The organism is Microlunatus elymi (genome assembly GCF_007362775.1).
In the GTDB taxonomy this organism is placed as follows: Bacteria; Actinomycetota; Actinomycetes; order Propionibacteriales; family Propionibacteriaceae; genus Microlunatus; species Microlunatus elymi.
Genome location: NZ_CP041692.1, coordinates 1,176,958 through 1,197,944 on the forward strand (window position 1 = coordinate 1,176,958; position 20,987 = coordinate 1,197,944).

17 protein-coding genes, 1 tRNA gene and 1 pseudogene are annotated in these 20,987 nt (G+C 66.3%); 12 read left to right on the forward strand and 7 right to left on the reverse strand.

Annotated elements, in window-relative coordinates:
* Window positions 1-618: 618 nt before the first annotated feature.
* A tRNA-OTHER gene (locus FOE78_RS23535) sits at window positions 619-708 on the forward strand.
* A gap of 980 nt (window positions 709-1,688) precedes the next feature.
* Here the strand turns inward: FOE78_RS23535 and FOE78_RS05240 are convergent.
* Complete coding sequence (locus tag FOE78_RS05240) at window positions 1,689-2,291, reverse strand: maleylpyruvate isomerase family mycothiol-dependent enzyme (protein ID WP_210414824.1); 603 nt, start codon at window positions 2,289-2,291, stop codon at window positions 1,689-1,691.
* A 61-nt stretch (window positions 2,292-2,352) separates the two neighbouring features.
* Complete coding sequence (locus FOE78_RS24710) at window positions 2,353-2,595, reverse strand: hypothetical protein (protein ID WP_407662612.1); 243 nt, start codon at window positions 2,593-2,595, stop codon at window positions 2,353-2,355.
* A 245-nt stretch (window positions 2,596-2,840) separates the two neighbouring features.
* Here FOE78_RS24710 and FOE78_RS05250 point away from each other — a divergent pair, with 245 nt between their 5' ends.
* The 7 genes and pseudogenes from FOE78_RS05250 (at window position 2,841) to FOE78_RS05280 (ending at window position 10,856) form a co-directional block, all read left to right on the forward strand.
* On the forward strand, window positions 2,841-4,946 hold the full coding sequence (locus FOE78_RS05250; protein ID WP_143985372.1) for an MMPL family transporter: 2,106 nt from the start codon (window positions 2,841-2,843) through the stop codon (window positions 4,944-4,946).
* A 57-nt stretch (window positions 4,947-5,003) separates the two neighbouring features.
* Window positions 5,004-6,182: a sensor histidine kinase gene (locus FOE78_RS05255; RefSeq protein ID WP_143985373.1), complete on the forward strand. Its 1,179-nt coding sequence runs from the start codon at window positions 5,004-5,006 to the stop codon at window positions 6,180-6,182.
* Entirely contained in the window at window positions 6,175-6,804 is a 630-nt protein-coding gene (locus FOE78_RS05260) for a response regulator (RefSeq protein ID WP_143985374.1), read from the forward strand. Before FOE78_RS05255 ends, FOE78_RS05260 begins: the two co-directional genes overlap by 8 nt.
* A gap of 22 nt (window positions 6,805-6,826) precedes the next feature.
* A complete protein-coding gene (locus tag FOE78_RS05265) occupies window positions 6,827-8,503 on the forward strand; it encodes an MFS transporter (RefSeq protein ID WP_143985375.1) in 1,677 nt (558 codons plus the stop codon).
* Entirely contained in the window at window positions 8,500-8,991 is a 492-nt protein-coding gene (locus tag FOE78_RS05270; protein ID WP_143985376.1) for a DUF2871 domain-containing protein, read from the forward strand. Before FOE78_RS05265 ends, FOE78_RS05270 begins: the two co-directional genes overlap by 4 nt.
* A 257-nt stretch (window positions 8,992-9,248) precedes the next feature.
* Window positions 9,249-9,452 (forward strand): annotated as a pseudogene (locus FOE78_RS24715) (NUDIX domain-containing protein); the annotation flags it as partial.
* Window positions 9,453-9,614: 162 nt separating this feature from the next.
* A complete protein-coding gene (locus FOE78_RS05280; protein WP_168207653.1) occupies window positions 9,615-10,856 on the forward strand; it encodes an IS256 family transposase in 1,242 nt (413 codons plus the stop codon).
* Window positions 10,857-11,053: 197 nt separating this feature from the next.
* Here the strand turns inward: FOE78_RS05280 and FOE78_RS05285 are convergent, their stop codons facing one another.
* On the reverse strand, window positions 11,054-11,413 hold the full coding sequence (locus tag FOE78_RS05285) for an ArsR/SmtB family transcription factor (protein WP_143985377.1): 360 nt from the start codon (window positions 11,411-11,413) through the stop codon (window positions 11,054-11,056).
* Between the two features lie 85 nt (window positions 11,414-11,498).
* On the opposite strand from FOE78_RS05285, the gene arsM reads away from it, so the two are divergent.
* Both arsM and arsB read left to right on the forward strand, forming a co-directional pair.
* Entirely contained in the window at window positions 11,499-12,311 is an 813-nt protein-coding gene (gene arsM, locus FOE78_RS05290; RefSeq protein ID WP_143985378.1) for an arsenite methyltransferase, read from the forward strand.
* 4 nt (window positions 12,312-12,315) lie between these two features.
* On the forward strand, window positions 12,316-13,428 hold the full coding sequence (gene arsB, locus FOE78_RS05295) for an ACR3 family arsenite efflux transporter (protein WP_228266055.1): 1,113 nt from the start codon (window positions 12,316-12,318) through the stop codon (window positions 13,426-13,428).
* 323 nt (window positions 13,429-13,751) lie between these two features.
* Here the strand turns inward: arsB and FOE78_RS24720 are convergent, their stop codons facing one another.
* Window positions 13,752-14,087 (reverse strand): antibiotic biosynthesis monooxygenase family protein, encoded by a 336-nt coding sequence (locus FOE78_RS24720; RefSeq protein ID WP_143988568.1) that lies wholly within the window; start codon window positions 14,085-14,087, stop codon window positions 13,752-13,754.
* 398 nt (window positions 14,088-14,485) lie between these two features.
* Complete coding sequence (locus FOE78_RS05310; protein ID WP_143985379.1) at window positions 14,486-14,872, reverse strand: nuclear transport factor 2 family protein; 387 nt, start codon at window positions 14,870-14,872, stop codon at window positions 14,486-14,488.
* Window positions 14,873-15,191: 319 nt separating this feature from the next.
* Here FOE78_RS05310 and FOE78_RS05315 point away from each other — a divergent pair, with 319 nt between their 5' ends.
* Window positions 15,192-15,884: a DUF4396 domain-containing protein gene (locus FOE78_RS05315; RefSeq protein WP_143985380.1), complete on the forward strand. Its 693-nt coding sequence runs from the start codon at window positions 15,192-15,194 to the stop codon at window positions 15,882-15,884.
* Between the two features lie 7 nt (window positions 15,885-15,891).
* Here FOE78_RS05315 and FOE78_RS05320 read toward each other — a convergent pair whose 3' ends face one another.
* Together FOE78_RS05320 and FOE78_RS05325 are read right to left on the reverse strand one after the other, a co-directional pair.
* A complete protein-coding gene (locus FOE78_RS05320; protein WP_143988570.1) occupies window positions 15,892-17,754 on the reverse strand; it encodes a potassium transporter Kup in 1,863 nt (620 codons plus the stop codon).
* 339 nt (window positions 17,755-18,093) lie between these two features.
* Window positions 18,094-18,558: a MarR family winged helix-turn-helix transcriptional regulator gene (locus FOE78_RS05325; RefSeq protein ID WP_143985381.1), complete on the reverse strand. Its 465-nt coding sequence runs from the start codon at window positions 18,556-18,558 to the stop codon at window positions 18,094-18,096.
* A gap of 117 nt (window positions 18,559-18,675) precedes the next feature.
* On the opposite strand from FOE78_RS05325, the gene FOE78_RS05330 reads away from it, so the two are divergent.
* Window positions 18,676-20,559, forward strand: coding sequence for a chloride channel protein (locus tag FOE78_RS05330; protein WP_210414825.1), 1,884 nt, complete (start codon window positions 18,676-18,678; stop codon window positions 20,557-20,559).
* Window positions 20,560-20,987 lie beyond the last annotated feature (428 nt).

Sequence of the window (20,987 nt, forward strand, 5' to 3'; positions counted from 1 at the left end):
GTCGGCTTGACCTCAAGGGCAAGACGGGCGGCCGATTTACGAAGCGCCTGTGTCTCTTCGGATGCGATACCTTCGCGCACGTCTGCGGATTTCATCCACGCACGCAGCTTTCGCCGATCGACCAGGACGCCTTCGGATTCCGCGGTCTTCGATACCACCCGCGCCACGCGAATTCGCTGGGTCCGCTTCCCGAGGAGCACGAAGATCTGCTTTCCAACTGCGCTGCCCACGCCCTTGGCGACGCCGGTCGCCGCGGTTGCCATTAGAGGATCTACCAACGCTGCTCCTTCATCTGGTCGTCCCCATTCTTCCCGAGAGGTCCGACATCCTCTGTTGCTCGAAGGTCGGAGAAGGTGACGAGGATGCGGCCGGTGCTGCTCACCGCGTGAGAGTTGGTGTGGACTCGCGAAGGTGACACGGCTTGGCGTGGCCATGGGCGTGCGAACGGCTCACTTGTCCACCGCATTCTGGGCGAAGTGACGCACGCGTCGTCCGGGCAAGCTTCCACCGGGCAAAGACATCGTCTCGATCGGGTCGCTGGGGATGTCCGGTTGGTGACTGGTGTCGCCGGCTAGGGGCGGTTGGTTGATCCCTATTCCGTCCCGCGGGGCGTGCCAAGGCAGCGTTTCCCCTAGTGAGAGGTGGTTTCCCTGGCGGTCTGTAAAACCGTCGGCTTCGCCTACGAAGGTTCGAATCCTTCACCTGCCACTGAGCGTAAATCGGCGTCTGACTAGGGCAGACGCCGATTTGTCGTTGAGACGGGTTGTCCGGCTGTGTCCGGTTCGGGCCGAAGATATACGGCTGGTCGTTCCCCATACGTTCCCTGGAGTCACAGAATCGGGACCCCGGCGTGTCGCGGACCTCAGGGCTGTGGGGAGTCGTCCGTCGCTGGACGCTGGCTGTCGTCAGGACGTCGCGTCGCCTGCCAGGTCCGGTCCAGTGTTTCAGAATGGGCGCCGTCGATGGCTTTGGCATAAACGGTCAGCAGAACGTTGACGCTGTGGCGGGCCCACCGCGCGACCAGGCGGCGTCGCCGGTTGTCCGTAGCCAGGTTGAAACGGCCGCATGCCGGAGGCTGTAGGGGACTTTCATCAGTTCCGAGGCTGCTTCCTGTTCGGTGAAAGCCGCCCGACGGGGCTTGCGGTTGGTCGTGTTCGCTGCAGCAATCCGGCCATCCTGCGTTTGCCCGCGCGCGTGCCCAGGGCACATCTTCGGTGCTCACCCGGCGACACATCGGGCACCACACCGAGCCAGCTCTGCCCGGATCCAGACCCCGTGAGGTGCCCAGATCAACGTGTCGCCACCGCCGGGCAATCCTGTCATAACGGCTCCGGATCGCCAGTCCGCACGGGCAGTGATAGATCCGCCGGCGAGGCCGCACGTCGATGATCAACCCGTCGTCGGTGAACTCGATCCCCGACACCGCTGCCCCGGCCAGGACGCGATTTAATGCAGTTGTGACGCGCGCGCGTGACGCCTTTCGATATTTCGGTTGTCTCAGCAACGCCGAAACCTAGAGGCCCGAACGTGTGCGCGTCACGCTTTTCCTCCTCGACACGCCGCAATCCCAACCACACAAGAGATCCCGAGCATCTACCCACACCCGGCCACCCAAGGAAACCTGAGGAGAGCCCCGAGCGTGCGATAAGCGCGATCCTGTGGGATGCCAAGTTCGCCACCGAACTCAGTCAGTTGACGATCCGCGCGGCCACGACCGGCTGGCCGGGACCGGTCAGCTCCCTAACCGCGCTGGCTCGGCCGGCAATTGCCATCAACATGGCTTCTGCCGGTCCAGCAACCTCCGGTCCCGAACCGTGGGTCCAACCCAGGTCCGTCGTCGTCAGGCGCACGCCGCGGACAATGTGCCACGCCGGCAATTCCGGGCTGCACACGCAGTCGTCCAACGCCTGCCGCAACCGGTCCGCCGGGATCTGGCGCGGCATGCCCAGCGGACGGCGGATGTCCTGGTGATGGATGGTGACGTCCAGCAGGGCGAGTCTGCCCCCAAAGCTGGCGGCCAGTCGTTCTGGCCGAAGGTGCGCCCGGAGCCTGTCCAGTAGCTGTTGGGCACTGAGCGGTGCCAGTTCATCAACGAACACTTGGTTGGCGTGGACGATCCGACCGCGGATGACGCGGCGCAACATGTCAACCAGACTGACGCCGTCGAAGCTGGTCACGTGAGCGACCACATCTCGGACCCGCCAGCCCTCACACAAGGACGGCGCCTCCCACTGCTCTGGCGTCAGAGTCGCCAGCAAATCGGCCAGTTCTGTCCGCTCCGCCGTCGCCATCTCGACACAATCCAAGGCCTCACCCCCACAGTCGCTGCCTCGCTGGAAGGAAGCCTTGCCGTTACTCAACACATTGTCCAGCACGACCGGTTGCCAACCATCGCAGACCCCGACACGTCCCACGAACCGTGGATGTTCGCAGCGGATCCCTCGCCGGACCAGGGTGAGCGGCGGCCCGTGATCGAGTTAGTCGATCACCGTCACGTTGCTTACTCGGCAGACGTACCCGTCCCGGCCGCTTGGAAAAGTATTCGCATTCGAACCGCACGGTCTGTCCAGTCCGGAGGGACCGGTAGCCATCCATCACCAGCCCCGAGAAGTGGGCGAATACGTCTGACTCGACGTCTGTGGACCGCAACACACCTCAATCGAGTCTGGGGTACCCGGTGATCACGCGGCAAGGTCCCTTGACCGGGCGGATCGTCCTGATTCTCAGGTGGTCTGCAACTTTCGTTGGGCTTCAGAACCATTCTTTTGCTTCATGTCCCGCGGGTGCCCGATTTCTAGCCTTGATTTGGTTGTTGGGATCGAGCGGATTGAGGGTTTCGGATGGGGTCATTCCCGGCACGGCTGGCCACTTTGGTGACCGGCCGGCGGCGCTCCTGGCTGGTGCTGGCGGCGATGGTGGCAATTGCACTCGGAGTGATCGGAACGTTGCAGGGTGCGAAGGCGCCGAGCGCGGTTTCGGCGTTGCCGGCCGGGTCGGAGTCGGCCCAGGTGGCCCAACTGGAGAAGCGATTCCCCAACCATGAGCTGGCAGCAGTGATGGCGGTGTTCACTCGCTCCGACGGCGGCACGCTCACTAAGGCCAATTTGGCCGCGGCGAAGCAGGTCGGGCAGTCGCTGGGCGCCAAGGTCGGCCGGAACGCGACCAAGCCGGTCGTGTGGTCCGATGGTGAGGCGGCGGTGGTCAACGTGATGATCAACGCTGATCGGCCCAACAGCGAGATCGCCGACACAATCGGCTCGCTGCGGGATGTTGCGCATTCGACTGCGCCGGCGGGTTTGGTGGTGCAGATCACCGGCGGCCCGGCCTTTGGAGCCGACATCGCCTCGGCTTTCGATGGGGCGAATTTCACGCTGCTGGCGGTCACGGTCGGCATTGTCGCGGTGTTGTTGCTGTTGACGTACCGGTCGCCGATCTTGTGGCTGGTCCCGCTGGCTGTCGTCGGCCTGGCCGATGAGGTCGCCGCAAAGGTCACGGCCTGGGTCGGCGAGTTGACGGGGCTGCCGTTCGACGTCGGAATCATCAGTGTCTTGGTGTTCGGTGCGGGGACGAATTACGCCTTGTTGTTGATCTCCCGCTACCGGGAGGAGGTGACCGGCACGGCTGAACACCGGGCGGCGCTGGCTGCGGCGGTGCGAGGGACGGTGCCGGCGATTCTGGCCAGCAATGTGACGGTGGTGTTGTCACTGCTGACCTTGTTGTTGACGTTGATGCCGAACACCCGGGGTCTGGGTGTTGCCGCCGCGATCGGACTGGCGATCGCGTTGATCTTCGCCCTGGTGCTGCTGCCTGCGGCGCTGGCGGTGTGCGGCCGGCGGCTGTTCTGGCCGTTCGTACCGGCACCTGACCGCCCCCAGCAGCGACCGGTCGGGACCGTGTGGCGGCGTGCCGCGACCGGGGTGACGCGGCGTCCGCTGCCAGTGGTGCTGGCCTCCGTCGCGGTGCTCGGGGTGCTGGCCTGTGGCCTGATCGGCACCCGGGTCGGGCTGAGTCAGTTGGAGCAGTTCAGGGTGCCGTCGGAGTCCGCAGCCGGCCTGCAGACGGTCTCCCGGCACTTCCCGGCCGGCGAGACCGCGCCGGTGACGGTGATCGCCAATTCCGACTCAACCGACCAGGTCGTGAAGGCGGCCCGCAACGTCCCCGGCGTGGATGCGGTCCGGCCGGCGGGTACGTCGGGTGACGGGCTGGTCAGGATCATCGTGGTCGAGTCCGCTGCGCCGGGCAGCGACGGGAGTCTGCAGACCGTCCGTGGTCTTCGCGATGCGGTGCATGCGGTGCCGGGTGCGGATGCGTTGGTCGGTGGGCAGAACGCCCAGGACGTCGATATCCGGGCCGCGTCGAAACACGATCTGTTGACGGTCGCGCCGCTGATCCTGGGTGTGGTGTTCCTGCTGCTGGTGGTGTTGTTGCGGTCGTTGCTCGCGCCGGTGTTGTTGGTGTTGATCAACACTGCGTCGGCGGTGGCGGCGATCGGCGCGGGTACCTGGGTCGGCAAGACCTTGTTCGGTTTCCCGGCCTTGGATGTGAACGTTCCGCTGGTGGCGTTCTTGTTCCTGGTCGCCTTGGGGATCGACTACACGATCTTCCTGGCTCACCGGGTCCGGCAGGAAGCCGCGAAGTCCGGTACGCGAGCCGCGGTGGTGGAGGCTGTTGCGCATACCGGCGCGGTGATCACCAGCGCCGGAATCGTGCTGGCCGGAGTGTTCGCCGCGCTCGGGGTGCTGCCGTTGACGACCCTGGCCCAGCTCGGGCTGATCGTCGGCCTCGGTGTCCTGATCGACACCCTGCTGGTCCGCACGATCGTGGTGCCGGCGGTGATCAGCCTCGTCGGCGATCGGTTCTGGTGGCCCGGCCGGATCCGCCGATCCGATGAGGCTGCCGGTGACGCCGAGGCGACCGACCGCGACCAGGTTCCGGCCAGGGCATGAAACCGCATGACTGCAATGACCGAGGCTAGACCGCTCCCACCACCTAGCGTGACGATCATGAGTCCAAGCTCCCTGCGGCCGACGGCCCTCGGCCTGCTACGGCGCAGCGAACACCTCCTGTTCGCCGTCCTGCTGATCCTCGGTGTCGTCAGCGCCCGCCACACCCCTGGCTGGCCGATGCTGGTCGCCGGCGCGGTGCTGGTGGCCGCCTGGTACGCCCTCGGAATTGTCGTGGCCGGCCGCAGCCGGGATCGGCGACTGGCCACGGCCTGGCTGGTGGTCCTCACCTTGGGTTGTGCCGGTCTGGCGGTCGGTTCTGACGGATTCGTCTGGCTGGCCTTCCCGCTGTTCCTGCTGTACGCCCAACTGCTGCCGCTACGGGCCGCTGTCCCCGGTGTGGCCGTCGTCACCGTCGGCACCATCGTCCGGGCCGCCGTCGCCCAGGGCGGGGTCAACGCCGCGGTCATCGTCGGCCCACTGATCGGCGCCACCGTGGCGGTGGTAATCACGATCGTCTACCGCGACCTGACCGAGCAGACCCGGCAACGTGCGATCTTGATCGACCAGTTGACCGCGACCAGGGACGAGCTGGCGACCTCACAACGGCGCGCGGGTGTGCTGGCCGAGCGGGAACGGCTGGCCCGTGAGCTGCACGACACCGTCACCCAGGGCCTGACCAGCATCGTGCTGGTGCTGCGCACCCTGCAGGATGACGGTGCGCTCACCGAACCGCGGTTACGTCGCCGACTCGACACGGCCGTCTCCTCGGCCCAGGACGTGCTGAGTCAGACCCGGCGGATGGTGCAGGCACTGACCCCGGCGGAACTCGGTCAAACGTCGCTGCCCGATGCGATTCGCAAGGCGGTGTCCCGCTCCGGGCTACCGGCCCATGTCCACATCGACGGTGACCCGACGCCGGTCCCCACGCCCGTAGCGGTGGCCTTGCTCCGCGCCACCCAGGAGGCATTGACCAACGCTGCCCGCCACGCCCAGGCTCACCGGGTCGATGTGTCGCTGACGTTCCTGCCCGAGGCGATCAGCTTGGACGTGATCGACGACGGAATCGGGTTCGACCCCGATCAGCCGTACGGGACGAGCACCGGCACCGGCCTCGGCTTGCAGGGCATCCGGGCGAGGACCGCGGAGATCGACGGCACCGTTGACATCAACTCTCACCCCGGGCAGGGTACCGCTCTGAACATCACGGTGCCTCACAGGAGCAGCGCCGATGAGTGAAATCCGAGTGCTACTCGTGGACGATCACCCGGTCGTCCGCGGCGGCCTGAGGGCCGCGCTGATCGCCGACCCACAGATCACCGTGATCGGCGAAGCCAGCACGGGTGAAGACGGTGTCCGGCTCGCCCGCGACCTGCAACCCGACCTGGTGTTGATGGACCTGCAACTCGGGCCCGGCATCGACGGAACCGAAGCCACCACACAAATCCTCCGGCTGCCCGACCCGCCCAAAGTGCTGGTCTTGACCACGTACGACCGGGACGCTGACATCCTGCCCGCGATCACCGCCGGGGCTACCGGCTACCTCCTCAAAGACGCCGAACCCGACACCCTGCGCCGCGCCGTCCACGACAGCGCCGCCGGGAAAACCGTCCTCGCCCCAACCGTCGCCGACCGACTCCTCAACCGGGCCAGGCAACCCACCTCGGCCACGCTCACACCGCGGGAAACCGAGATCGTCCGGATGGTCGCCGTCGGACTGTCCAACCAGGCAATCGCACAACGGCTGCACATCACCGAAGCCACCGTGAAATCCCACCTCGTCCCGGTCTTCACCAAGCTCAACGTCGACAACCGAACCGCCGCCATCGTCGAAGCCCGACGCCGCGGCATCATCACCTAACCGAACGCAGGCACACCCTCTTATGAGCCAGCCACACAGCACACCAACACCGGCCCCGGCCCCGACCGACGAAACCGCCAGCCCGCAGGGCCGCCGCCGCTGGATCGCCCTCGCCATCCTGGCGACCGGGCTGTCGTTGATCATCATCGACGGCACGATCGTCAACGTCGCGATCCCGGTGATCATCACCGACCTGAACCTGGACCTGGTCGACGCGCAATGGATCAATGGCAGCTACGCCGTCGTCTTCGCCGCCCTGCTGCTCACCACCGGACGCCTCGGCGACCGACTCGGCCGCCGACGCTTGTTCCTCGTCGGCCTCGTCCTGTTCGCCGCCGGCAGCGTGCTCGCCTCCCTGTCCGGCAGCGGCGGCAGCCTGATCACCGCCCGGCTGATCCAAGGCATCGGCGCCTCCGCCGTACTGCCAGCCACCCTGTCCACCGTCAACGCAACCTTCCGCGGCAAAGACCGGATCGTCGCCTTCGCCGTCTGGGGATCGGTCATCTCCGGAATGGCCGCCATCGGACCCCTGGCCGGCGGTGCAATCACCACCTACCTGACCTGGCCGTGGATCTTCTGGATCAACCTGCCCATCGCCGCCGCCGTCGCGGTCGCCGCGATCATCTACGTCCCTGAAACCCAGGCCAAGATCACCGCGCCCGGACTCGACGTCGACGGATTCCTGCTCAGCGCCGTCGGCTTCGCCGCCGTCGTCTTCGCCCTCATCGAGGGCCAAACCTACGGCTGGTGGCAACCCAAAACAGACCTCAACCTCGGAGGCTTGACCTGGCCGCAATCCGCGCCGGTCTCGGTCATCCCGGTCATCGCCGTCTTCGGTGTCGGGTTGCTGGTGTTGTTCGTGTTCTGGGAACGGCACCGGATGCGCAACGGCCGCTCCGGCCTGCTCGACCTACGCCTGTTCAGCATTCCAACGTTCAGCTGGGGCAACCTGACCGCACTCCTGGTCGCCATCGGCGAATTCGGGCTGCTGTTCGTGCTTCCGCTGTTCATGGTCAACGCCCTCGACTTCTCCACCATGACCACCGGACTCGTCCTAGCCGCGATGGCCGCCGGAGCGTTCATCGCCGGCGCCACCGCCCGCCATCTCGCCGAACCCATCGGCGCCGCCGGTGTAGTCGTCGTCGGACTCGGGCTCGAATGCGTCGGCGTCGTCGCAACCGCACTGTTCGGCACCGCGCACAACTCACCCTGGCTGCTCGCCGGACTCCTGGTCATCTACGGGCTCGGGCTCGGCCTCGCGTCCGCCCAACTCACCAGCACCGTGCTCGCCGACGTTCCCGCGCAGCAGTCCGGTCAAGGCTCCGCGACCCAGAGCACCGTCCGCCAGGTCGGCGCAGCGCTCGGTACCGCGATCCTCGGCACCATCCTCGCGCTCAGTGTCGCCTCGGCCACCACCAGCCAACTCGAGCACGTTTCCGGCACCAACCCGCACACGGTGCAGCAACTATCCACCGCGACCAGTGAATCCGGTGGCGCCAACATCGGCAAACTCCGCCACAGCAACAGCCTTGGCTCGAACACCGCCGCCACCGTCGATGCACTCAGCCATGGGTTCGCCCACGGCACCCGCACCACCCTGCTCGCCGGCGCTGGCTTCCTCCTCCTCGGCCTGATCGGTGCCACCCAGCTCCGCAAACAAGTTCGAACCGACAATCAGAGCAAGGAGAACCCGGCATGAAGCGTCTCTTCTGGGCAGCCGCCATCTACACCATCCTCGGCCTCGCCGGCGGCCTGTACTTCCGCGAACTCACCAAGGCCCACGACTTCACCGGCCACACCGAACTCGCCGTCGTCCACACCCACCTACTCACCCTCGGCACCATCGTCCTGCTGCTGATCCTCGCACTCGACCGCGCACTGCACCTCAGTGACCAGCGCCGGCTCTTCGCCGCCTTCTTCTGGATCTACAACATCGGCCTCGTGCTCACCGCGACGATGATGACCATCATCGGCACTCGCACCGTCCAAGGACTCACCAACGGGCCCGCACTGGCCGGGCCAGCCGGCATCGGCCACATCCTGCTCACCATCGCCTTCATCCTGTTACTCGTCATCATCGGACGGAGCGTCCACGCCCAACCCGCGCGGTCGACCGTCGGCACCCAAAATCGCCCGGCCAGCGTCAGCGACGTCGCGGGCAGCCCTGCGACCGAGTCGGCCGCATAAACGGCTCGGACCCGTGTCTCGAATGACGTTCCGTTTGCGGGACGGGCTCATGCCAGTCACACCATGAGCAAGTTCTGCCTCGATAGCGGATCGACCACCGGACACCCAGGCGACCGATGTGTCGCCGTGCCACGATTGCGGCGTGAAGAACAAGACGAACAAGGTCGTTTGCTACGTCCTCAACGAGGATCACCTTCTCGTCTTCACCCACGACCAGGCACCGCTCGAGGTGACCGGTCCAGGTCCCAGCGGGCACCATCCGACCGGGAGAAGATCCCCGTGACGCCGCGGTCCGCGAACTACGCGAAGAAACCGGGCTCGAGGGCACCGTGATCAGATCACTCGGCACCGCCCGGTACGACATCTCACCAACACGACTCGAAATCTCGACGCGACACTTCTTCCTCCTCGAGGTTGGCCCCAACGACGTCACCAAACGCTGGACAGCCGGAGAGCCCGACCCCGAGCATGGAAACGAACTGATCACTTGGACCTGCTGGTGGCTCCCGATCAGGAACGCCCATGTACGGGACTGTAATTTTAACGGTGTAACTCCTGAGACGAAGGAGACACCTGTGACTGACGTGACGAGTAGGGATGTGGCTGCTGCTGACGGGCAGGAGCTGTCGGCCAGCGATCAGCAGCTGGTGCGCGAGCTGACCGATCGGGCCCGGGCCAACGGGTTGCAGCTGACCGGTCAGGGCGGCTTGCTGGGCCGGCTGACGAAGATGATCGTCGAGGGCGCCCTGGAGGGTGAGATGGATGATCACCTGGGGTATGCCAAGCATGATCCGGTCGGCCGGGACGGCGGTAACTCCCGCAACGGCTACCGGGCCAAGACGCTGTTGACCGAAGCCGGGCCGGTTGATGTTTCGGTGCCGCGGGACCGGGACGGCAGTTTCGAGCCGACGATCGTGGCGAAGCGGCAGCGGCGACTGTCTGGGGTGGAGGACCTAGTGATCTCGCTGTCGGCGAAGGGACTCACGACCGGGGAGATTTCGGCGCACCTCGCCGAGGTGTATGGGGCGGAGGTGTCGAAACAGACGATCTCGACGATCACCGACCGGGTGATGGAGGGGCTGGCCGCCTGGCAGTCTCGTCCGTTGGACCCGGTGTATGCGGTGCTGTTCATCGACGCGATCCAGGTCAAGATCCGGGAGGGTGAGGTCTGCAACCGGCCGATCTACCTGGCCCTGGGTGTCACCGCCGACGGTGAGCGTGACGTGCTCGGCCTGTGGGCCGGTGAGCACGGCGACGGGGAAGGTGCCAAGTACTGGCTGCGAGTGCTGACCGAGATCAAGAATCGTGGCACCAACGATGTGTGCATGCTGGTCTGCGACGGGCTGACCGGACTCCCTGACGCGGTGTCGGCGGTGTGGGACAAGACGATCGTGCAGACCTGCATCGTGCATCTGCTGCGGAACTCGTTCAAATACGCCTCGAAGAAGGACTGGGGGTCGGTCGCCAAGGACCTGAAACCGGTGTATACCGCCGCCTCCGAGGCCGAAGCGCTGGACCGGTTCGCCGACTTCAGCTCCAAGTGGGAGAAGCGTTACCCGGCGATCATCCGGCTGTGGACCAACGCTTGGGCAGAGTTCGTCCCATTCCTGCAGTTCGACCGCGAAATCCGCACCGTGATCTGCACGACGAATGCGATCGAGTCGATCAACGCCCGACTCCGGCGAGCGGTCAATGCCCGCGGTCATTTCCCCACCGAGCAGGCAGCGCTGAAGTGCCTGTACCTGGCGATCATGAGTCTCGATCCGACCGGCCGAGGACGCAAACGCTGGACCAACCGATGGAAGGCAGCACTCAACGCCTTCGACATCACCTTCGACGGACGCCTATCCGCCGGACGCAACTAACAAGATCAAAAATCAGTTACACCGAAAACTTGACAGACCCCCATGTACTGGCCGCCGGCTACGGCGCGATGATCGGTGACCTCTACGCAGAGAAGTGACAGGCCGGTTGCCTCGTCCGCCAGGGTCCGACCGCGACCGTCTCCGAACGCGGATCCTCAACCGGGCGCAAGAGTGACTCCGCTTGGTCGTGCTGGCGATCATCGGTCGAGGTTGAGGGCCTGGCGCAGTGTGTTGAAGGTGTTCTCGGCCAGCCGGTAGTAGGCCCATTTGCCGCGTTGTTCGCGGGTGACGAGTCCTGCTTCGGCCAGTAGTTTCATGTGGTGGGAGACGGTGGGTTGGCTCAGGCCGACCGGATCGGTCAGGTCGCAGATGCAGGCTTCAGCATCCTGGGCTGCGGCGATCAGGGAGATCAGCCGGACACGGGTCGGGTCACCGAGGGCTTTGAACAGTCGAGCCAGCTGTTGGGCAGAGTCCGGGTCGAGGGCGCCGCCGGTCAGGGGGGAGCAGCAAGCTGCGATCCCGACCGGGGTGGTCGGCAGCTCAGTTCGGGTGCTCATGTCGTAACCTTAATCGACACATTGACGTTCGTCGATACGTACGGCATGATTTTCGCATCGACGTTCTTCAATAGGAGGAAGACTCATGACCGATCAGACCAGCGACACCCGCGAGCAGGTCCGGGCCCGCTATGCGGCCGCGGCGACCGCCGTTAGTCAAGGTGGCCGCGGAGCGCTGGCCGTGGTGGATGCCGATCAACCCTGCTGCGGGTCGACCGAGAGCGCCTCCTGCTGCGGCGGCACCGGTGAGGTCGATGAGGCGTTCGGCGCCGCGTTGTATTCGGCGGCCGAGCAGGGTGAGTTGCCCGTCGCCGCGGTGGCAGCGTCGCTGGGCTGCGGCAATCCGATGATGGTCGCCGAACTGCACGAGGGTGAGCGGGTGCTCGACCTGGGATCCGGCGGTGGCATCGACGTGCTGCTCTCGGCGCGGCGGGTCGGGCCAACCGGCTACGTCTACGGCGTCGACATGACCGACGAAATGCTGCAGCTGGCCGAGGCGAACAAGGCCAAGGCCGGCGCGACCAACGTGGAATTCCTCAAGGGCACCATCGAGAACGTTCCGCTGCCTGACGCGTCGGTTGATGTGGTGATCTCCAACTGTGTCATCAATCTGTCCACTGATAAGCCGGCTGTGCTGGCCGAGATGTTCAGGGTGCTCGTTCCGGGAGGCCGGATCGGCATCTCCGACGTCGTCGCCGAGGACCAGCTCACTCCTGCCGACCGCGCTGAACGTGGCTCCTACGTCGGCTGCATCGCCGGTGCCCTGTCCCGGTCGGAATACTTCGGCGGTCTCGCTGCGGTCGGGTTCACCGACACCGAGGTCAGCTTCACTCACCAGGCCACGCCGGGTATGCACTCCGCGCTGATCCGCGCGGTCAAACCCGTCGCGGGAGCCTGAGGCAGTGGAACGGACCGACCTCCACCGCAGCATCGGCCAGACCGATGCGCCGCTGCTGACCAAGTTGTCGCCGCTCGACCGGTTCCTGCCGGTATGGATCGGCGCTGCAATGGTGGCCGGGCTACTGCTCGGCCGGACGATCCCCGGGCTCGGCACGGCGATGAGCGCCGTTGATGTGCATGGGGTCTCGCTGCCGATCGCGTTCGGGCTGTTGGTCATGATGTATCCGGTCCTGGCCAAGGTCCGCTACGACCGGCTGGACACCGTCACCGGCGACCGGCGGATGCTCGTGACCTCGCTGGTGCTGAACTGGGTGGTCGGCCCGGCACTGATGTTTGCCTTGGCCTGGTTGCTGTTGCCCGACCTGCCCGAGTACCGCACCGGGCTGATCATCGTCGGTCTTGCTCGGTGCATCGCGATGGTGATTATCTGGAACGACCTGGCCTGCGGCGACCGTGAGGCGGCCGCCGTGCTGGTGGCGATCAACTCGGTGTTCCAGGTGGTCATGTTCGCCGTGCTCGGCTGGTTCTACCTGTCGGTGCTACCCGGCTGGCTCGGCTTGCCCCAGCAGCACCTGGACGTCTCGCCGTGGCAGATCGCCGCCTCGGTCCTGGTCTTCCTCGGCATCCCGCTCGCTGCCGGGTTCCTCACACGCCGCCTCGGTGAGCGGGTCAAGGGCCGTGCTTGGTACGAACAGCGATTCCTGCCCCGGCTCGGGCCCTGGGCGCTGTACGGACTGCTGTTCACCATCGTGATCCTGTTCGCCCTCCAAGGCCACGAGATCACGTCTCGCCCGCTCGACGTGGCCCGCGTCGCGCTGCCGCTGCTGGCCTACTTCGGCCTCATGTGGGGCGGCGGGTTCGTCCTCGGCCGAGCGATCGGGCTGCCGTACGAACGGACCGCAACCCTGGCGTTCACCGCAGCCGGTAACAACTTCGAACTCGCCATCGCTGTCGCCATCGCAACCTTCGGGACTACCTCCGGGCAGGCCCTCGCCGGCGTCGTCGGACCCCTAATCGAGGTCCCCGTCCTCGTCGGACTCGTCTACCTCGCCCTAGCAATCCGGGGACGCTACCGCGTCCCGCAAGCCGAATCCGCGTCCGCGGAGACCATATGAACACAGCCAAGCCCGCCGTGTTGTTCGTCTGCGTCCACAATGCCGGCCGATCCCAGATGGCCGCCGGCTGGCTCCACCACCTCGTCGGCAACCGGATTGAAGCGCCACGGCTTTCGGGCCGGTCGGTTATGGGTGGGCCGGCTCCGGTTGGAGCAGGTTGATTAGGTGATCGTAGTGGGCTTGTTCGTACTCGGCCGGGGTGATGTAGCCCCAGGGAGCCGGCCCACCCATAACTGACCGGCCCGAGAGCCGTGGCGCTTCAGTAACGCTCCGGCCCGCGGTGCCGCACCCCTGTCGATGTGGGCGCTGCTGTCCGCTGAGGGTCAGTCGAATCGGGCGGCGGTGTGGTAGAAGCCGCGGCTCGGTGTCCAGGTGCAGGAGTCGTCGGTCTGGTAGTCGTCGAGTTCGGCGCGGAACTCGGCGGCGTGAGTTGCCGCCTCGAAGTGGGCTCGCCCGGCCCATTTCGTGACGTTGATGAGTTTGAAGTGGGTGTCGGCGTCGATCGACCGGAACAGCTCGGCCGAGATGAAGCCGTCGGCACTGGTGGTGAACCGGGAGCGTTCTTTCCACTTGGTGATGAACGTGTCGATCTCGTCCTCGCCAATCTCGAAGACGTTGATGAACGTGACCGGTTCGCGCCGGAATACGCGGTGGTGGATATGTCTGGTCGCGGTCTTTCGTAGTCAGGTGCAGGCCTCCGTGGCCAAGGTGATGGACGCCGATCCTGACCGCTGGCGTGGGTTCAGTACGGTGGTCACGACGCTCTGTCTCATGGACGTCAACAACTGCGGACTCGCTCGCGCGTTCCTGTCCGAGCACCCCGGTCGACTCGACTTCGGCAGTGACCGCGCCAGTGCCGAACGAGCATTTGTCGACCTCGTCGGACGAGCCCACGCGGCCGGCGACCTCAGAACCGATCTCACCCGAAACGACCTCGACCTGGCCCTGGCGGCCAACTGCGGGCTGACCCATGCCGATCCGGAAAGGCGCCATGCCGGATCCCAGAGGCTTGCTGCGCTGATGCTGCGCGCGCCTTCCATACCTGACGACTGTCTGGTCAGCTGGTTGCGCCGACCTTCGGGGTCTGCTGGTAGAGGGCAAGCCGCCAGCGGCCGTCGCGTCGCACGTACACGCTCGACATCAGCCCGACGAACTCGGGCTCGGCGGCTTCCCGATAGCCCGTACCGACGTACACCAGCCCGGCGCTGTCCGGCCCTGTACCGATCGTCTGTACGTCAGTGATCTCATAGGCACGCCAGGCGGGCGACTGGCGCAGGGCGGCGACCACCGTCGGCCGATCCATCACAGCACCGTTGGCCAGCACCATCAATGCGTCCTCGGTCATCAAGTTGCCGTAGAACACGTCCCCAGTGCTGTCGCACAACGAGTCCCATCCCTGCCGCTCAAGATCGAGCAGCGTCTGCTTCACGTCCTGGTCGACCATTCTCAACAACGTAGTGGGCCTTCGCCCTGGCGTCGACCCCGCCATCGGCTCGGGCCCGAAGGGGTCTCGCAGACGGGAAAGGCGCCACCGCCGAATACGCCCTCCAGCGTCGACAACCATGTGCCGGACGAGCTCCGTGACCTGCGCGACCGGGTGAACCGGGCCGAACGCCGGGCCCACTCGCGCCGAGCGGCACTGGAACGCGGCGACGACTGACGTGTTGCTGGCGTTCGTGGAGCTTGTTGGCGTTGTGCAGCGTACGGCGGGCGGCGAGCGGGTAGGAACACCGTGCCGGAACCGACGGATGGAGGTTGTTCGGATGGCACCCGACTGGCTGGTCGTCCTGTCCTGGTGCGGGTTGGGGATGGGATTCGTCTCGGCAGCGTGGATCGTGGTCGACGTGTTCGTCCGACGGTATCGGCAGCTGATGCCGATCATGGAAGCGGTCTGGCCGATCACCGGGCTCTACTTTGGGCCCGTCGCTGTCTGGGGCTATCGGCGGTTCGGACGGCCGATGACGCGCCGTTGGCAGACCGATCATGACCGCAGGGAAGCGCCGGACAAGCCGCACTGGGCCGCGGTGGCGGTGGGGGTGAGTCATTGCGGTGCCGGCTGCACCCTGGGTGACATCATCGCCGAGTTCGTCATCTTCGCGATTGGCGCGACGATCGCCGGGCGGGCGCTGTTTGCGATGTTCGTCGGCGACTACCTGGCGGCGGTGGCGTTGGGGATCGTTTTTCAGTACTTCGCGATCGCGCCGATGCGCGGCCTCGGCCTGGGGAAGGGGCTGCGGGAGGCCGCGAAGGCCGACGTGTTGTCGCTGACCGCGTTCGAGGTCGGTCTGTTCGGCTGGATGGCGTTGATGTATTACGTCTTCTTCCCCGACCCGCACCTTGAACCGTCGTCTCCGGTGTTCTGGTTCTTGATGCAGATCGGCATGGTGATCGGGTTCTTCACCGCCTGGCCGGCCAACGTCTGGCTCATCCGCTCCGGCATCAAGGACGCCATGTGAACTGCCGTCAGATCGTGATGTCGCTGCCCATGGTGACGGTGCGTTGCGGCGGCAACCCGAATCGAGCCGACGGGTTGGCGGCGTTGTGCGACAGCGCGATGAACAGTTGCTTGCGCCAGCCCGTCAGGCCGCCGGGATGGGTTGCGGTGATCGCCCCCCGGGACACGAAGTACGACACCGGCTTGATCCGGGCGAGGTCGGGATCAAGCACCTTCCGGGCGCAGGCGGCCTCCAGCGCCCGCGGGATGTCGGGTTCATCGGCGAAGCCGAACCGCACGGTCAGATGATGGATGCCGTCATCGGCATAGCCGAGATCGTCATGGCTGAACGCGTCGGCGAGGGGGACGTGCGGGATCTTGCGGGTCTGCACCGACACGATCAGGACGTGTTCGTGCAGGATGTGGTTGTGGTCGACGTTGGCGCGCAGTGCCAGCGGCGTGGTGTCCTTGGTCGGGTGGGGGAAGACCGCCAGACCCGGTACTCGGGGGATCTGGTCGGTACGTACTCGTTCGACGAAGTCGCTGAGCGGACCCTCGGTGTCGCGTCGCTTGGCCAGCACCAGTTGGCGGCCCTTGCGCCAGGTCGACATCACGATCAGCACGCTGGTCGCGATCAGCAGCGGTACCCAACCTCCGCTGAGGATCTTGGACAGGTTGGCGGCCAGGAAGGTTGCTTCCAGTCCGCCGAACACGAGGCCGGCCAGGACGAGTTGCCGGGCGCGCCAGTGCCACAGTATCCGGGCGACCACCAGCAGCAGGATCGTGTCGACCAGGAGCGCGCCGGTGACCGAGACTCCGTACGCGGTGGCCAGCGCTTGGGAGGATCGAAACGCGAGCATGACGCCCAGTACGCCGATGAACAGCAGCAGGTTGATGCCGGGCAGGTAGACCTGGCCGCCCTCGTGTTCGGAGGTGTGGCGTACCGACAGGGTGGGGAGCAGGCCCAGTTGCATGGCCTGTCGTGACAGTGAGAATGCGCCGGAGATGACGGCCTGGCTGGCGATCACGGTGGCTGCGGTGGCCAGCACGACCATCGGGAGTCTGGCCCAGTCCGGCACCAGCAGGAAGAACGGGTTGGCGACTGCCGTCGGGTCGTGCAGGATCAGGGACGCCTGGCCGAGGTAGTTCAGATAGAGGGCGGGGAACACGACGGCGAACCAGGCGCGCCGGATCGGCGGCCTGCCGAAGTGGCCCATGTCGGCGTACAGGGCCTCCGCACCGGTGATCACCAGCACGATCGCGCCCATCGCGATGAAGCTGATGGCCGGATGGGCTATCACGAACGAGACCGCGTAGGTCGGTGACAGACCCCGTAGTACCCCAGGATGCTGTACCACCTCGGTCAGCCCGGCCGCGGCCAGCGCGGCGAACCAGAGCAGCATGATCGGTCCGAACAACCGGCCCACCCGGCCGGTGCCGAAACGTTGCAGCGCGAACAGCAGGGCCAAGATCACCGCCGCCAGCTCGACAACCAGGTGACTGACGCTCGGCGCCGCGACCTGCAGGCCCTCGACGGCGGACAACACGCTGATCGCCGGCGTGATCACTGAATCGCCGTAGAACAGGGACACTCCGACGATGCCGATCAGCAACAGCACCGCGGTCCTGCTGCCGCGGTGGGCGTAGATGCGTTGCGCCAGCGCGGCCAGCGCCATCACTCCGCCCTCGCCGTCGTTGCTGGCCCGCATGACCACCGTGACGTACTTGATCGACACGACCACGGTCGCGCTCCAGAACATCATCGACAACACGCCGTACACGTCATCGGCGGTGGGGCGTACCGCACCGTGGTCGATGCTGAACACCGTTTGCATCGCGTACAGCGGGCTGGTGCCGATGTCACCGAAGACCACGCCCAGCGCGGCGATCATCAGCGCCACGCCACCACGTCCACCGGCCCGGCCGCGATCGGCACCACCGCTCCGGCGGCCGGCCTGCGGTGACCCGGGTCGGCCGGCTGGGGAGGTTTCGGGTCGGGCTGTCAACGCCACTCCTGCCGACGTGCTCCAGGGTGAACGCAGAGGAGGCCAAACAGGTGTTGGCGCAGGTACCCCGCGCGATCCAGGCCCTGGCATACGTGGGTGCACCGGACGCTCATCGTCGTCTCAATCACGAGAAGCAACCATAAGCGCGGCCACGTCCAACCGCGCTACTTCACCGAAGGGCGGAGGCCCAGCGGCCGCCCTTCACGTTTCCCGGCTGCTGGCCCTTCAGATGCCGAGGATAACCAGGTCGGTCACTGAGGGCTCCCCGGCGGCTCGGGTGAAGTCGTGGAGCGCCGAAATCAACAACTCCCGTTGGGCCGGCTTCATTTGCTTCAGGATCGTCCGGATCTCGTTGCGGCGGCGGGTGGTCACGGTCTGCACCAACTTGTGACCCTGCTCGGTCAGGTCGACGAGTACTTCGCGCCGGTTGTCCGGGTTGGCGTTGCGGCTGAGCCAGCCGCCGGCGACCATCCGGTCCAGCGAACGAGTGAACGTGGAGGGCACGACGTCGAGTCGTTCGGCCAGGCTGCCGACCCGCATCCGGCCCTCGCTGGACAAGATCACCATCACCCGGAACTGCGGCAGCGTCACCTCGTCCAGTGCGTCGGCCACCGAACGGGCCGTGACTCCCAGCAACGCGCGGGACGCGGTCAGGGTCGCATCGGTCGCCGCTGACAGTTGATCACTCATTCCTCCGCCCGCCCCAGGCAACACCGCAGCGCCATGGGCCCAGTCAATCACGTCCGGTCAACGGCATCGGAACTCAGCAATTAGTTGCACGACTGCAACAGTTGCATACTTGCACTCGTGTTTGCTCAGCTCGGTGGTTGGCTCCGTGGTTCCCGCTTCGGCCTGTTCTCGCTCGCGTTGGTGGTCGGAGTCGGCGCGGGCCTGGGAGCGGTCGCTTTTCGCTATCTGGTCAACGGCGTCACCTGGCTCGCCACCGGCCATGCCGAGTTCGGCCAGGACGGCCGTATCCCCAGCGATCACCTGCCGTGGCTCGGGCTGGCCTCCTACATCGTGATCCCGGCACTCGGCGGGCTGGTGTACGGGCCGTTGGTGTACCGGTTTGCCCGCGAAGCGCGCGGCCACGGCGTACCCGAGGTGATGGTCGCGGTGGCCGAGCAGGGTGGGCGGATCCGGCCGCGGGTCGCGGTGGTCAAGGCGCTGGCCTCGGCGCTGACCATCGGTACCGGTGGCAGTGTCGGACGTGAGGGGCCGATTGTGCAGATCGGCTCGGCGATGGCCTCCAGTCTCGGCCAGTGGGTCCGGGTGCCCGAGAGTCGGATGCGGGTGCTGGTCGCCTGTGGCGCGAGTGGTGCGATTGCGGCGACCTTCAATGCGCCGATCACCGGTGTCTTCTTCGCCGTGGAGATCATCCTGCGCGAGCTCGCCGGGGAGGCGCTGTTCGCGGTGATGCTGTCGGCGATGGTGGCCGACGCGATCGCGGTCCCGCTGCTGGGCGCCCAGCCGTTCCTGGTCGGGTTTCCCCGCACCACGGTCATGCATCATCCGGCCAACTACATCCTGGTTGTCGTCCTTGCGGTGATCGCCGCTCTCATCGGTCAGCTCTACTCACGGGTGTTGTACGGGTTGGAGGATGTCTGCGACAAGCTGTGGGGCAAGCGCCCTGAATGGGCCCGTCCGATCGTCGGCGGACTCCTGGTCGGCCTCCTCTTGCTGGCGATCCCGCAGTTGTACGGGGTCGGCTACCCGGTCATGTTCAAGGCGGTCGCCGGAGACTATGCGCTGTGGTTCCTGGTCCTGCTGATGTTCGGCAAGATCCTCGCCACCAGCCTCACCCTCGGCGTCGGCGGCTCGGGTGGTGTGTTCGGACCCTCGCTGTTCATCGGACTGATGGGCGGCACCGCGTTCGGCGTCGTCGTCGATCACCTGTTCGGCCCGGCAGCCGGTGACCCGGCACTCTATGCGGCGGTCGGCATGGCCGGAGTCTTCACCTCCAGCACCCGGGCACCGCTGTCCGGGTTGGCCAGTGTCGTCGAGATGACGGGCGACTTTGCGCTGACCCTGCCGGTGATGCTGACCGTCGCAGTGTCGACGGCCATCTCGCGGGCGATCAGCTACGGCACGATCTACACCACCAAGTTGTTGCGGCGTGGCCAGGACATCGAGCGCACCGCACCGTGGCGGGCGTTCACCGACCTGACGGCGGTTGGCGCGATGCGGCGACTGCGAACGCCGTTGCCGGTACCCACCGAGAAGGTCGCAGAGGGCAGGACCCCGACACAGTTCGACGGTGACGTCGTCGCCGTCCGCGATCCGCAGGTGGTCTTCGAATCGGAGTCGATCGTGGACGTGCTGCGGCACCTGGAACGACACCGCCGCGACGGGATCCCGGTGCTGTCCGAGGACGGCCTTCAGATCACCGGCTGGGTCACCAACCGCAGCATCCTGCAGACCATCCGGCGACGGCTCGCCCTGTCGGAGGCCGAAGCGGAGAAGTCGCCCGACACCGAGGAAACCGTCGGCCGCAGTCCGATGCCCGGTTATCAGGTGCTCGAGGTCGGCGTCACCGCCGACTCCCAGCTGGCCGGCCACGAGTTGCGCACGATCGACTGGCCGGCGGGTGCGGTCGCGGCGACCGTGATCCGCGACGACCGCCACCGGCATGCCGACGACGCGATCGTCCTGCGGCCGGGTGACCGGGTGGGCCTGTTGGTCCGATCCTGATGCCCGCACCGCACCGTCGGCGCCGATGTTGTCATCCGGAGCACCTGCCACGGCGTCGATCCGGCGGCGGCGAGCTCGTCGAATTCGTGATGCCGGCTGTGCTGGGCACCTCCCACGAGGCACCGGTGACATCGCTGCCGGTCAGCAGGTTTCGGCACGCCTGTCCCGTCTTGGATGAGGCCCGGTCGCCCGATCCGGCTGTTGCACGGAAAGCGAAGCGGAGCGGGCCAGCCCGAGGACACGATGCCGGCATCGACCAACTGACGAACGACCGCCGAGCCGACGAAACCCGTACCGCCGGCGACGAACAGGCACATGAGGCCACGGTGTCAGGCCGGTCGGCAGATCAGGCGTGCGGGATCGCGCACCGCAAGGCAAACGCGAGTTCCTCGACCTGCAACGCTGGACCCTCCCGGGGAATGCAATCA

What these genes read in the sequence shown, in the direction of transcription:
- FOE78_RS05310 (WP_143985379.1), bottom strand. Translation starts at nt 14,872, where the DNA reads ATGGTCGACCAGGACGTGAAGCAGACGCTGCTCGATCTTGAGCGGCAG.
- arsM (WP_143985378.1), top strand. Translation starts at nt 11,499, where the DNA reads ATGACCGATCAGACCAGCGACACCCGCGAGCAGGTCCGGGCCCGCTAT.
- FOE78_RS05285 (WP_143985377.1), bottom strand. Translation starts at nt 11,413, where the DNA reads ATGAGCACCCGAACTGAGCTGCCGACCACCCCGGTCGGGATCGCAGCT.
- FOE78_RS05315 (WP_143985380.1), top strand. Translation starts at nt 15,192, where the DNA reads ATGGCACCCGACTGGCTGGTCGTCCTGTCCTGGTGCGGGTTGGGGATG.
- FOE78_RS05325 (WP_143985381.1), bottom strand. Translation starts at nt 18,558, where the DNA reads ATGAGTGATCAACTGTCAGCGGCGACCGATGCGACCCTGACCGCGTCC.
- FOE78_RS05250 (WP_143985372.1), top strand. Translation starts at nt 2,841, where the DNA reads ATGGGGTCATTCCCGGCACGGCTGGCCACTTTGGTGACCGGCCGGCGG.
- FOE78_RS05240 (WP_210414824.1), bottom strand. Translation starts at nt 2,291, where the DNA reads ATGGCGACGGCGGAGCGGACAGAACTGGCCGATTTGCTGGCGACTCTG.
- FOE78_RS24710 (WP_407662612.1), bottom strand. Translation starts at nt 2,595, where the DNA reads ATGGATGGCTACCGGTCCCTCCGGACTGGACAGACCGTGCGGTTCGAA.
- FOE78_RS05260 (WP_143985374.1), top strand. Translation starts at nt 6,175, where the DNA reads ATGAGTGAAATCCGAGTGCTACTCGTGGACGATCACCCGGTCGTCCGC.
- FOE78_RS05320 (WP_143988570.1), bottom strand. Translation starts at nt 17,754, where the DNA reads ATGATCGCCGCGCTGGGCGTGGTCTTCGGTGACATCGGCACCAGCCCG.
- FOE78_RS05255 (WP_143985373.1), top strand. Translation starts at nt 5,004, where the DNA reads ATGAGTCCAAGCTCCCTGCGGCCGACGGCCCTCGGCCTGCTACGGCGC.
- FOE78_RS05270 (WP_143985376.1), top strand. Translation starts at nt 8,500, where the DNA reads ATGAAGCGTCTCTTCTGGGCAGCCGCCATCTACACCATCCTCGGCCTC.
- FOE78_RS05265 (WP_143985375.1), top strand. Translation starts at nt 6,827, where the DNA reads ATGAGCCAGCCACACAGCACACCAACACCGGCCCCGGCCCCGACCGAC.